This window comes from Rhodopseudomonas palustris (assembly GCF_034479375.1).
Taxonomy (GTDB): Bacteria; Pseudomonadota; Alphaproteobacteria; order Rhizobiales; family Xanthobacteraceae; genus Rhodopseudomonas; species Rhodopseudomonas palustris_M.
This window is the reverse complement of record NZ_CP140155.1, coordinates 221249-234590: the sequence shown is the minus strand read 5'-3', so window position 1 is coordinate 234590 and position 13342 is coordinate 221249. Positions and strand designations below refer to the sequence as shown.

Below are 13342 nucleotides of genomic sequence, written 5' to 3'. Positions count from 1 at the left end.
TGGAGCGTCCGGGGCACAGTTCATCAGATTCGGGGCATCGAGGCGATCAGCCTCGCGCGCATCACCCTGGCCTGGCCAGCTCCGCCGGTGCCGGACCCCCATCGCCACTTTCGTCCTTCAAGGCGACGCCGGAGGCGCCGCGCTCCATCGCCTCACGCACCAGCCACGCAACCTTGAACGCGGCCTCGTCGGCGCTGATGCCGGCCGCGTGAATATTGGACACGCAGTTGCGGTCGGCGTCGGTTCGGCCCGGCTTCGGGCCCAAGGTCACATAGGCGCCGAGGCTGGCCGGCGCGGACAGGCCCGGCCGCTCCCCGATCAGCACCAGCACGATCCGTGCACCGAGCAGCGCCCCAATCTCGTCGCCGAGCGCGACCCGCGCCCCGGTCACGACCGCCGCCGGACCGACGCTGATTCCCGCCGCCGCGAGCCGCGGCAGCAGCCGCCGCACCACCTCGGCGGCCTGAGCCGTCACCGCCACCGGCGACAGCCCGTCGCCGATCACCAGAGCGAGATCGGCCGTGGACGGCCGAGCTTCGAGCATTGCGCGCGACGCCGGATCGAGCTGGCGACCGAGATCGGGCCGCGCGAGATAGTCGCGGCGCGACTGCGCCCGGCTCGACACCTGCAACGGCGTCAGGCCGAGCGCGCCGAGCTCAGCGGTGACCGCGGCGGCGTCGAACGCGGCGTGCACCGCGTCGCGCGCCCGGGCATGAGCCAGCGTGAATTCCAGCAGCGCGTCGGTGGTCAGACTGACGCCGGACCGGCCGAGCGCAACCCGCGCCGGGGTCAGGCGGCGCAGTTCGGTGAGCGCGCGCGGGGTGATTGAAGACGACGTCATGGTTCAACCTTGTCGGGGCCACAGACCGGCTGGAGGACGGACTTCACCACCAGGACCTACTCCGCCGGCATCGACGCTTCGCGCAGCCGGATCGAGTAGTTCGACGCATTGGCCTGGCCGCGCGAGGCCTCGCGGGCATAGATGATCAGGTGGTGCGCGACCACCATCACCAGCAGCAGGTTCTCGATGTCGCCGCGGATCAGCCGCTTCAGCGCAAACTTCCAGAACGCCAGCTTGTAGTCGCCACGGATGCCGATCTGCCAGATGATGTTGCGCAGCATGATCATGCCGCGCCTGATGTTCGCCTTCGAGGCGCGCTGCGGAGTATGCGGATGCAGCCGCGTCGAATAGGCATTGGCGATCTGATACTCGTAGCGCTTCAGCAGCGCTTCGGGCTCGTAGGCGCGCGCCATGCAGTCCTTCCACATCGCCACCACCTGATCGTGCGGTAGCAGGAAGTCGACATTGGATTCGCGGCCGTCGTCGTGCACCAGCCGGCCTTCGCGCTCCAGCCGGTCCCACAACGGCGTCTTCGGCAGCGCCTGCAGCAGATTGATGGTGAGCAACGGAATCTGCGACTGCTCGATGAACTGCATCAGGAATTCGCCGGTCTCCGGCGTGTCGGTGTCGAGGCCGAGGATGATGCCCGACACCACCTCGATGCCGTAGCTGGAGATCGTCCGTACCCCTTCGAGGATCGGGACCATCATGTTGTGGTCTTTTTGCATCGCTTTCAGCGCCGCCGGATCCGGCGTTTCGATGCCGCAGAAGATCGTGCAGAAATACGCATCCCGCATCAGCGACAGGATTTCGGGACGCTTGGCGATGTTCAGCGTCGCCTCGCAGGCAAGCTGCACCGCGAAGCCGGTGCGCTTCTGCCACTCCACCAGATGCGGCAGCAGGTCGAGCGCGGCCTTGCGGTTGCCGATGAAATTGTCGTCGACGAAATACACCGAGCCGCGAATGCCGCACTCGACCATGCGGTCGAGCTCGATGATGATCTGCTCCGGCGTCTTCAGCCGCGGGTTACGGCCGTACAGACCCGGGATGTCGCAGAATTCGCACTGATACGGGCAGCCCGAGGAATACTGGATGCTGCCAAGCAGATATTTGCTGCATTCCGCCAGCTCGTAGGCCGGGATCGGAAACAGCGTCATGTCGAGGCGGTCTTCGGTGGTGAGGACGATCTGCCGGTCCGGCCGCGTCACGTTGTGCGCGAGCCGGGCGATCAACTGGTCGGTGGCGTCGCCGAGTTCGCCGACATGCAGATAGTCGAAGCTCGGGTAGTGGTCCGGACAGGCGCTGACCGACGGGCCGCCGATCGCCACCGGCAGATCATAGGCGTGGGCGCGTCGGCAGATGTCGTTCATCTGCTGGCGCTGGATGTGCATGCCGCTGACGAAGACGGCCTCGGCCCAATCGAAATCGTCGTGCGTGACCGGCCGGATGTTCTCGTCGATGAAGCGGACCGACCAGTCTTCCGGCAGATAGGCGGCGATGACGAGCAGGCCCTGCGGCGGCATGAAGGCGGCAACGCCGTCCATCAGCGGGTAGGAGTTCTGGAACGTGCCGAAGGATTTTGTGTAACGCGGGAAAACGCACAGAATGCGACGGCTGGTCTGGCCGGATTCAGCTCTCATCAGACTTCCTCGGGGAACAATTTTTGGAAACCGTCTTTGATGTGTGAACCGGAGACCCGGAACGGTTCGAACGACGGGCACAATTCAAGCCGTTCGGCATAACTTCCCAACCACAAATCTGGTTCCGAGTTGATGCGAACAATACCGCTCAAGGCGCGTTAGGCCGATCTAATCATGGCAAAAACCGCGCGGCCACCGAATTCTTCGATACAGAATTCCTCGATGACGAGGCCGGCATGCCCGCTGGAGCGGGTCAGGCGATCAGTCTGGCGGCGAAATCCGGCAGCCTACCGTCGGCGGCGGTGAGGCGGAAGTCGGGCTGCGCCAGCCCGGCCCGCACCAGCCAGTCGTCGAATTCCGGCGCCCGCTTCAGGCCGAGCAGATCGCGGACATAGAGCGCGTCGTGAAACGACGTCGACTGGTAATTCAACATGACGTCGTCGGCGCCGGGCACGCCCATGATGAAGCTGACGCCAGCGGTGGCCAGCAGCGTCAGCAGCGTGTCCATGTCGTCCTGGTCGGCCTCGGCGTGGTTCGTGTAGCAGATGTCGACGCCGAGCGGCAGACCGAGCAGCTTGCCGCAGAAATGGTCCTCCAGCCCGGCGCGGATGATCTCCTTGCCGTCGTAGAGGTATTCCGGCCCGATGAAGCCGACCACGCTGTTGACCAGCAGCGGCGCAAAAGCCCGCGCCACCGCATAAGCGCGCGCCTCACACGTCTGCTGATCGACGCCGTGATGGGCGTTGGCGGATAGCGCCGAACCCTGCCCGGTCTCGAAATACATCACATTGTCGCCGATCGTGCCGCGCTTCAGCGCCAAACCGGCCTCGTGCGCCTCCTTCAGAACAGCAAGATCGATGCCGAAGCTGCGATTGGCGGCCTCGGTGCCGGCGATCGACTGGAACACCAGATCGACCGGCGCCCCCTCCTCCATCAGCTTCAGCGAGGTCGTGACGTGGGTCAGCACACAACTCTGGGTCGGGATCGCCAGCCGCGTGATCACGTCGTCGAGCAGCCGCACCAATTGAGCGAGCACCACGGGATCGTCGCTCGCCGGATTGATGCCGATGCAGGCGTCGCCGGCGCCGAGCAGCAGCCCGTCCAGCGTCGAAGCGGTGATCCCCCGGGCATCGTCGAACGGGTGGTTGGGCTGCAGCCGGACGCTCATCCGGCCCGGCAACCCGATGGTGTTGCGGAATTTGGTGACGACGCAGCACTTCTTGGCGACCAGGATCAGATCCTGGTTGCGCATCAGCTTGCTGACCGCCGCGGCCATCTCCGGGGTGACGCCACGCGCAATCGCGGCGAGCGTCGCGGAGGATGCGGCGTCCGACAGCAGCCAGTCGCGGAAGCCCCCGACGGTGAGCGAGGCAATCAGGGCAAAGCTGTCGGCGTCGTGGCTGTCCACGATCAGCCGCGTCACCTCGTCGTCCTCGTAGGGAATGACGGTCTCGTTGAGAAATTGCCGCAGCGGCACCTCGGCCAGCGCCATTCGCGCGGCGACCATCTGCTCGGCGCTGTCGGCGGCGACGCCGGCCAGCCGATCGCCGGAGCGCGGCGGCGTCGCCCTGGCGAGCAGATCGCGCAGATTGTCGAAGACGTAAGCGACGTTGCCGATCGAGTGTCTGTAGATCATGTCATCCCCGGCGAGTCCCGCCCAGTGGCAGGCGGCTCGACGAGGCCCAAGCTAGCATCGGGTGGAGCGCTACGCGACCCGGACGGTTGCGAGAAATTTTTGCACTTCGGCGCGCAAACGGCCGCTTTCGTTGGACAATGATTGCGCAGACGTCAGGACGCGGGATGATGCCATTCCGGTGTCTGCTGCGCCGCGATTGACGTCGGCAATGCTGGCGGCGACCTGGTTGGTGCCGACCGCGGCCTGGCTGACGCTGCGGGAGATTTCCTGCGTGGCTGAGCCCTGCTCCTCCACCGAAGCAGCGACGGCGGCGGCGATGTGGGCGACCCGGCCGATGGTGCCGCCGATCTCCTTGATCGCGACCACCGACTCTCGCGTCGCGGACTGGATCTCGGCGATCTGCGCGCTGATCTCGCCGGTCGCTTTCGACGTCTGCTCCGCCAGCACCTTGACCTCCTGGGCGACGACCGCGAAGCCGCGGCCGGCCTCGCCGGCGCGGGCGGCCTCGATGGTGGCATTGAGCGCCAGCAGATTGGTCTGCTCGGCAATGGTCGTGATGAGCTGGGTGACGTCGCCGATCCGGGTGGCGGCGACCGCCAACTTCGCGATCCGTGAATCGGTCTGCTCCGCCTGCGTCACCGCTTCCGCCGCGATGCTGCGCGATTCGCGGACCTGACGACCGACCTCACTGACCGACGCATTCATCTGCTCGGCGGCAGAAGCGACCGACTGAACGTTGTCGGAGGTCTCGGCGGAGGCGGTGGCGACGACGTTGGAGAGCTGCTGGGTCGATGCGCTTCCCTTGGCCAGCGCATCGGCGGATTCCTCCAGTTCGCGCGAGGCTGCTCCAACAGCCTCGATGATCTGGCCGACTGCTGTCTCGAAGCCTTCGGCCAGTTGGTGAAGTTCGGCGCGCCGGGCGGCCGCGGCCTTGCGCTCCAGCGCCTCGCGTTCGGCGTGTTCGCGTTCCGCCTTGCTGGCCGCCTGAACCTTGAACTCTTCGACGGCGCGTGCCATCCGGCCGACTTCGTCGCCACGATCCAACCCCGGCAATCGCACGTCGAAATTGCCGCTCGCCAGTTCATGCATTGCGCCGGACATCGCCACCACCGGTCGGGCGATGCTGCGGCCGATCAGGAACGACACCGCGATGCCGATCAGCGAAATCGCTGCAAGGACCGCGCCGAGCATCCACTGCTGACGATCGAGCGCGAGGACGGCCTGCGCGATCTGCCGGTCACGCGCGTCGTTACTGGACAGAATCAGGTCGCCGATAAGCGTATCGATCTGGGAGAAGCTCTTCTCAGCGCTCTTGATGAACAGCAACGCGGAGCCGGCGTCGCCATCCGCCATCTCGATCGCGTTCTTTGCCTGCTTCTGATAACCTGCGACCGCCGCTTTCAGCTTTTGCATCGCCGACCCGGCCGCATCGCCGCCGAGCATTTTTTCAACGTCGGCGAGTGCTTGCGGAATCCGGCCGATCGCCGCCGTCGCCTCCTTGGAGACCTGGGCGAGCTTGGCTTCATCGGTCTCGTTGGCCGCGGTGGCTGCGAGCCGATACAACTTCGCATGCCCGGTCCAGGCGGCGTTGTTGAGGTCCCCGGCGAGTTCCGACAGCCGCACCGGACCCGATACCAGTGCATCGACGCTTTGCTGGTTGGTTCGCAGCGCCTGCAGCGCGTAGACTCCGATGCCGAGCAGCGCAACGACCAGCAACGCGGGAGCGAGCTGGACCTTCCACGAGAGGCCGACGTTTCTGATTCCACGTCCCATCCGGACAGTCCCCGAGTCTCGGATCGTCGCCGGTTTTCGCCGGCGACGACGCAATGCCGCGCTAGAGTTTGTAGACGCCCGCGCAGACCGCGGTGTTGTCGACCCGTTCGCAGTACATTTCCTTGGGCTCGACCTTCTTGCTGACCGGATTGACGAACTTGTAGTCCTGCCAGAACGACGGCTGCTTGCCGGCGAGTTCGACGCGCTCCTTGACGTAGAGCTTGCCGTCGACGTCCTGCGCCTCGATCATGTCCTTGCCGATGAACTTGGCATTGGCGCCGTGGGCGAGCACCTTGCCGTCGAGCTGATAGACCACGACGTAAAGGTCGTCCTTCACGAACGGACCGGCCTTGTCGCTGATCAGCGGATAGGTCTTGTCGGCGCCGTCGGTCTTGATCGCAGCCACGGCTTTCTTCACCATCGTGATGGCTTCGTCCTTGCTGGCGCCGGCGGCGGCCGGAACAATCGCGATCGCCGTGGCCGCTGCGGCGACGGCCAGTAACAGTTTCTTGCGCACGTGCGGATCTCCTCCTGGATGATCAGAAGCCCGAGGTGGGCGGCGACGCCACACTCTCAGCCAATCGCGAACGCGCCGTTAAAGAAGGACCCTGGGACTAATCCGAGGTCATCACGGGTATAAAAATACTAATTGATCGACCGTCGATGGATGCAGTCGCCAGAAACCAACAGAACTACTCGACCGGAATGACGTCGACCGCGACCGACAGCTTCTGCTTGCGCGAACCAACGATCACGCCGTCGACCGGTGATACGTCGGAGAAATCACGACCGACCGCGAGCACGATGTGGTCGTTCCCGATCAGCAAGTCATTGGTCGGATCGAACCCGACCCAACCGGTCTCGTTGCCGCACCAGACCGAGACCCAGGCGTGGGTGGCATCGGCGCCCTGCAGCCGCTCCTGCCCCGGCGGCGGATAGGTCCGCAAGTAACCACTGACATAGGCGGCCGGTACGCCGAGCCCCCGCAAACCGGCGATCATCACATGCGCGAAATCCTGACAGACACCGTGCCGCTTCTCGAACACTTCGGCGAGAGGCGTCGAAATGACCGTCGCCTTCGGATCGTATTTGAACTCGGTGTGGATCCGGCGCATCAGATCGGCGGTCGCAGCCAGAATTCCGCGCGCGGGCGCAAAACTCTTTGCCGCGTAGCGCGTGACGGCATGCTGGATCGGGACCAGCGAACTCGGAAAGACGTAGCCGACCGGCGCGCCCGCATCGAGGCTCGCGCAATCCAGCGCCGCCTCGCGCACCCGCTCCCACGCCGCACTGCCGCTGTCGCGCGCCGGCGGAATGCGGTCCACCTCGACGCGCGAGCGGCTGTCGATCCGCAGCATCTTGTGCGGCGTCTCGATCACGATGCTCTCGGTCGGGATGCCGAAAAAATCCACCCGCGATGCGCGCGTCGCCGGCCGCGGCCTGATCTCGATGCCGTGCGAGATCAGCGTCTGGCTGGCGTCGCTCAGCGGCTTCAGCCGCAGCGAGCAGCGCGCGTAGCTGACCTGGCTGCCGTAACTGTAACTGGTGACGTGACGGATATCGTAGATCAAGCCAGCCCCGTCAGCTTCTCAGGCCGTGTCGCGCTGGCGCCGTGCGGGAAGTAGTGCGCCCCGATCGCGTCGGCCAGCGACAATAGATCCTGTTCCAGCGCGAACAGCCAGCGCGCGTCGAGCGCCGACGCTTCGGCCGTGGTCAGCGTCGCCTGCAGCGCGACCGCGAGCCGCTGCGGCCGCTCGATCAGCCCGCCCTCCTTCAGTGACGGCAGGCCCGCAATGTGCTCGTTCAACTCCACCACCTGGAACGCCACCGAGCGGGGATTGTACGGATCGAGCACCGCGAGATCGCGCACCGGCGCCAGCAGCGGCGCCAGCAGATAGCGCGAACGATAGGTGATCTGGCAATCGACCAGCGTCAGCAGCACGTCGAGATCTTCGGCGCTGGCGTCGTCGGGCGCGAACTGCCGCGCGAACCGCGCGGTGTTGACGGCGCGCTCGATCCGCCGCCCCATCCGCAGGAAGCGCCAGCCGACGGCGCGGTTCATGTTTTCCTGCGACAGGCCGGAGAAACTCGCGAGCTCCTGCAAGGTGATCTCCGCCAGGCCCGTCACCGCCTCTTCGTCCTCGGCGGGCTTGCCCAGCCGCTCGGCGGTCTGGGTGATCACCTGCCAGGCGTCCGGCGACAGCCGTTCACGCAACGAGGAGGCGTTGCGTTGGGCGGCGCGGATCAGCGACAGCGCCGAGCCGAACTCATCGCTCTGCAGGGCGTCGGCGGCGATTTTCGCTGTCTGCGCACGCGCGCCGAGCGAGGTTGCGCCCCAACTGATCAGCAGCCGCTGAATCCGTTCGATCGCGTGATGCAGCGGTCCCTTGCCGGGGTCGCGCTGCGGCGCGCTGAGCGCGCGCACCAGCCGCAGCGTCGCTTCGGCGCGTTCGAGATAGCGTCCGAGCCAGAACAGATTGTCGGCGGCGCGGCTCGGCAGCAGGCCGGTGATACGGCGGATGCGGACGTTGTCGACTGCGGGCAACAGTGAGGCGGTCGAGACCGCGTGATCCGAAACGACCCAGACGTCGGCGGCGCGGGCACCCTCACCCATCGACACCGCGCGCGAATCCAGCCGCTCGGCGATCCGGCAGAATCCGCCGGGCATGATCTCCCAGCCGCGCTCGGTCGCGGCGGCGAACACGCGGAGCACGAACGGGCGCGGCGCGAGCTTGCCGTCGTCCCACACCGGCGTGGTCGACAGCCGCACTTGTTCCTGCGCCACGTAGTCGATGCCGCGGGTGGCGATCGCCTCACGCAGCCGGTCGCGCACCGCCGGCGGCAGTTCCGCGGGCAGCACCGCGCCGCTGTGCGAAAATCCGGGCACGGTCGGACCGTAAGCCCCTTCGATCACGAAATCGTCGAGCCGCGACAGCACCTCTTCGCGCGCCGACTGCTGACCGCACCACCAGGTGGCGATGTGCGGCATCGTCAAATCTTCGTCGAGCAGGCGGCGGCTGAGACTCGGCAGAAAGCCGAGCAGCGATCGCGCCTCGATCACGCCGGCGCCCGGCATGTTGGCGACGACGACGCCGTTCTTTCGCAGCACGTCGATCAGTCCGGGCACGCCGAGTTGCGACGAGGCATCGAGTTCGAGCGGATCGAGCGAATTGGAATCGACCCGGCGCAACAGGACGTCGAGCCGCTTCAATCCGGCAACGGTGCGGATGTGGACGCGGTCGCCTGAGACCGCCAGATCGTCGCCCTCGACCAGCAGGAAGCCGAGATAGCGCGCCAGCGTGGCGTGCTCGAAGTAAGTCTCGCTGAAAGGTCCCGGCGTCAGCACGCCGATCCGCGGCTCGTCGCGGTCGGCGCTGGCGCGCAGGCTGTCGCGAAACGCCTCGAAGAACGGCGCGACGCGCTCGACATTCATCGATTTGTACAGATCGGTGAAGGCGCGCGACAGCACCAGCCGGTTTTCGAGCGCATAGCCCGCGCCCGACGGCGCCTGCGTGCGATCGCCGAGCACCCACCAGCGGCCGTCTGGCCCGCGGCCGATATCTGCCGCATAGAGATTCAGATAGCGCCCGCCCGGCGGCCTCACGCCGGATACCGCGCGCAGATATTCCGGGCTGCCGGCAATCGCCGCCGCCGGCACCGCACCGTCCGCGACCAGCCGCCCGTCGCCGTAAAGATCCTGCAAAACATGCTCGAGCAGCGTCGCCCGCTGGGCGATGCCGGCGGCGATCTGCTGCCATTCGGCATCGTCGATCAGCAGTGGGACGTGGCTCAGCGACCAGGCGCGCTCGGCGGCATCGCCCGGCGCCCGATAGGTGACGCCGGCGTCGCGCAGATGCCGGTCGGCCGTGCGGAAGCGGCGTTCGATCTCGTCGGGCGCCAGATTGGCGAAGGCGTCGAAATAACGCGTCCACACCGCCCGTGGCGCGCCGTCGTCGCCGATGAATTCGTCGGGGATGCCGGGCAGCCGTGCATAATCGCGCGTCCACTGCGCGACCTTGCGGTCACGCGGACGGGCGCGTTTCGCCTGACTGTTCTGCTGCGCCAATCCCTCAACTCCCATGCCCCTCGCATCAATGCAGCAGCGGCGTGCGCAAGTCGAGGGTCAGGGGGAATTCAAGTGTGCGTTCTTCCTGCGGCGGATCGATCCGCCCCGGGGTGTGACCGTGGTCCTGGAAGCGCGCCAGCCGCCGCGCCTCGGCCTCGTAGGAATTCACCGGCTTGGTCTCGTAAGAGCGCCCGCCGGGATGGGCGACGTGATAGACGCAGCCGCCGAGCGAGCGGCCGTTCCAGGTGTCGACGATGTCGAACACCAGCGGGGAATGCACCGGTATCGTGGGATGGAGCCCCGACGCCGGCTGCCAGGCCTTGAACCGCACCGCCGCCACCGCCTCGCCGGAACGCGCGGTCGGCGTCATCGGCAGACGACGGCCGTTGCAGGTGATGACGTGGCGGCCCTCGACGAAGCCTTCGGCCTTGACCTGCAGCCGCTCCACCGAACTGTCGACATAGCGCACGGTGCCGCCGGCGCTACCCTCTTCGCCGAGCACGTGCCACGGCTCCAGCGCCTGGCGCAGCTCCAGCGTGACGCCGCCGTGATACACGCTGCCGAACACCGGAAAGCGGAATTCGAGCTGGGCGGTGAACCATTCCGGCTCGAATGCGTAGCCGGCGCGGCGGAGCTCGGCCAGCACGTCGCGGAAGTCCTCCCACAGGAAATGCGGCAGCATGAAGCGATCGTGCAGAGTGGTGCCCCAGCGCACGAACTTGCCGTCGAGCGGCTCCTTCCAAAGCTTCGCGATCAGCGCGCGGATCAGAAGCTGCTGCGCCAGCGACATCCTCGGATCGGGCGGCATCTCGAGCGCGCGGAATTCGACCAGCCCCAGACGGCCGGTCGGACTGTCCGGGGAATACAGCTTATCGATGCACAATTCGGCGCGATGGGTGTTGCCGGTGATATCGACCAGGATGTGCCGGAACAGTCGGTCGACCAGCCAAAGCGGGCCTTTGACGCCCGGCGGCGGCACATGGGCGAGTGCGATCTCCAGCTCGTAGAGCGAATCGTGCCGCGCCTCGTCGATCCGCGGCGCCTGGCTGGTCGGACCGATGAACATGCCGGAAAACATGTAGGACAGCGCCGGATGCCGCTGCCAGAACAGCACCAGGCTCTTCAGCAGATCCGGCCGCCGCAGGAACGGCGAATCGGCGGGCTTGGCGCCGCCGATCACGACGTGATTGCCGCCGCCCGTGCCGGTGTGACGGCCGTCGATCAGGAAGCGGTTGGCGCCGAGCCGCACCTGCGCGGCTTCCTCATACAGGCCGAACGTGGTCTGCACTGCCTCGCGCCAGGTCTGCGCCGGGTGGATGTTGACTTCGATCACGCCGGGATCGGGCGTCACCTTGATGACTTCGATGCGCGGATCGAACGGCGGCGGATAGCCTTCGACATGCACTTGAATTTGCATCTCCTCCGCGGTCGCCTCCACCGCGGAGACCAGTTCGAGATAATCCTCGATGGTCTCGGTCGGCGGCATGAAGGCGCACAGCACGCCTTCGCGGATCTCGATCGACATCGCCGTGCGCACGCCGCCGCGGCGCAGCTTCTGTTCCTCGACGTTCTGGCTCGTGGCCCCCGCGGGCACGGCCGACTGCTCGAACACCGGGAGCTGATCGGGCTCGGCGGCGGGCGGCGGCGCAAAGCTCGGCGCCGCGTAGCTCGGCAGCGGGCCGCGCTCCTCCAGCGGCTCGCGCTCGCTGATGAACGGATAGTCCTCCTCGGGAATGTGCGGCAGCGATGCGATCGGCAGCCGGAGGCCCATCGGCGAATCGCCCGGCATCAGAAACAAATTGCCCCGCCGGAGCTTCCAACGCTCGCTGCGCCAGCGCTTCTTCGGCGTCGGCGCCTCGGCATTCCACGCCTGGATCGGCAGCACGAAGCCCCTCGGCGTGGTCAGGCCGGAATCGAAGATCCGCGCCATCCGCGCGCGCTCCTCGGGGTCCGCGAGCTTGTTGTCGAGCGGATCCACGTTGGGCGGCAGGGTCGCTTCCTTCTGCAGCCAATGGCTCGGGTCCTCGAACGCCGGCAGCACGTAGTCGGTGTCGATGCCGAGCCGCTTCGCCGTGCCGATCGCGAACTGCTCGGCCTGCTCGACCTTCGCCGGGCGCTGGCCGAACACCGGGGCGATAAGGTCGGCGTTCTTCCAGATCGGGACGCCGTCCTTGCGCCAATACAGGCCGAACGCCCAGCGCGGCAGGCTTTCGCCGGGGTACCATTTGCCCTGGCCGAAATGCAGCAGCCCGCCGGGCGCGAACCGGGTCCGCAGCCGCCGGATCAGATCGTCGGCCAGCATCCGCTTGGCGCCGCCGACCGCGGCGACGTTCCACTCCGGCGATTCCATGTCGTCGATCGACACGAAAGTCGGCTCGCCGCCCATCGTCAGCCGCACGTCGCCGGCGACGAGATCGGCATCGACCTTGTCGCCGAGCGCATCGAGCCGCGCCCATGATTCGTCGGAGAACGGCCTGGTGATCCGCGGCGCCTCACGGATGCGCTTGACGCTCATCTCGAAATTGAAATCGACATTGGCGAAGCCGACCACGCCGGATATCGGCGCCGCGGTCCGATAATGCGGCGTGGCGGCGACCGGGATGTGGCCCTCGCCCGCCAGCATGCCCGACGTGACGTCGAAGCCGATCCAGCCGGCGCCGGGCAGATAGACCTCGCACCAGGCGTGCAGATCGGTGAAGTCGTTCTCGACCTCGCGCGGGCCCTCGACCGGATCGATATCCGGCCGCAACTGCACCAGATAGCCGGAGACGAAGCGCGCGGCGAGGCCGATATGGCGCAGCGTCTGGATCAGCAGCCACGCCGAATCGCGGCACGAGCCGGCGCCGGCGGCGAGCGTTTCCTCCGGCGTCTGCACGCCGGGTTCCATGCGGATGATGTAGCGGATGCGCTCGCGCAGCTTCGCGTTCAGATCCACCAGGAAATTGACCGTGCTCTCGGCCTCGCGCGGAATGCCCGCGAGATACTCCTTGAACAGCGGCCCCGGCTCGGTCGTCGCCAGATACGGTGCAAGCTCGACCATCAGATCGTTGCTGTAGGCGAACGGAAAGGTCTCCGCATAACTTTCGACGAAGAAGTCGAAGGGATTGATCACCGTCATCGCCGCGGTGAAGTCGACCTCGATCTTGAGTTCGTTGGCCTTCTCCGGAAACACGAACCGCGCCAGCCAATTGCCCTGCGGGTCCTGCTGCCAGTTGATGAAGTGGTTCGCCGGCGTCACCTTCAGCGAATACGACAGTATCGGCGTTCGGGTGTGCGGCGCCGGGCGAAGCCGGATGGTCTGGGGGCCGATGTCGACCGGGCGATCGTATTTATAGTGGGTGACGTGATGTAGGGCGACGAAGATCGACACAGGGCAACTCCAGCAT

General features: G+C 66.5%; 8 protein-coding genes. All 8 read right to left on the bottom strand.

Annotated features, from left to right (window positions below):
- Nucleotides 1-61: 61 nt before the first annotated feature.
- Nucleotides 62-841, bottom strand: coding sequence for an ethanolamine ammonia-lyase subunit EutC (gene eutC, locus SR870_RS01090; protein ID WP_322516212.1), 780 nt, complete (start codon nucleotides 839-841; stop codon nucleotides 62-64).
- Nucleotides 842-897: 56 nt separating this feature from the next.
- A complete protein-coding gene (gene hpnP, locus SR870_RS01085) occupies nucleotides 898-2481 on the bottom strand; it encodes a hopanoid C-2 methylase (RefSeq protein WP_322516211.1) in 1584 nt (527 codons plus the stop codon).
- A 253-nt stretch (nucleotides 2482-2734) separates the two neighbouring features.
- Nucleotides 2735-4117, bottom strand: a complete 1383-nt coding sequence (locus SR870_RS01080; protein WP_322516210.1) for an ethanolamine ammonia-lyase subunit EutB — start codon at nucleotides 4115-4117, stop codon at nucleotides 2735-2737.
- A 69-nt stretch (nucleotides 4118-4186) separates the two neighbouring features.
- The gene (locus SR870_RS01075) at nucleotides 4187-5890 is read right to left on the bottom strand and encodes a HAMP domain-containing methyl-accepting chemotaxis protein (protein ID WP_322516209.1); all 1704 of its coding nucleotides are present in this window, start codon (nucleotides 5888-5890) and stop codon (nucleotides 4187-4189) included.
- 61 nt (nucleotides 5891-5951) lie between these two features.
- Nucleotides 5952-6407 carry a cache domain-containing protein gene (locus SR870_RS01070; RefSeq protein WP_322516208.1) on the bottom strand — a complete coding sequence of 152 codons (456 nt, stop codon included), beginning with the start codon at nucleotides 6405-6407 and terminating at the stop codon, nucleotides 5952-5954.
- Nucleotides 6408-6582: 175 nt separating this feature from the next.
- A complete protein-coding gene (locus SR870_RS01065) occupies nucleotides 6583-7461 on the bottom strand; it encodes a transglutaminase family protein (protein ID WP_322516207.1) in 879 nt (292 codons plus the stop codon).
- The gene (locus SR870_RS01060) at nucleotides 7458-9971 is read right to left on the bottom strand and encodes a circularly permuted type 2 ATP-grasp protein (RefSeq protein ID WP_322516206.1); all 2514 of its coding nucleotides are present in this window, start codon (nucleotides 9969-9971) and stop codon (nucleotides 7458-7460) included. The genes SR870_RS01065 and SR870_RS01060 overlap by 4 nt, the downstream gene beginning before the upstream one ends.
- A 10-nt stretch (nucleotides 9972-9981) precedes the next feature.
- Nucleotides 9982-13326 (bottom strand): transglutaminase family protein, encoded by a 3345-nt coding sequence (locus SR870_RS01055; protein ID WP_322516205.1) that lies wholly within the window; start codon nucleotides 13324-13326, stop codon nucleotides 9982-9984.
- Nucleotides 13327-13342 lie beyond the last annotated feature (16 nt).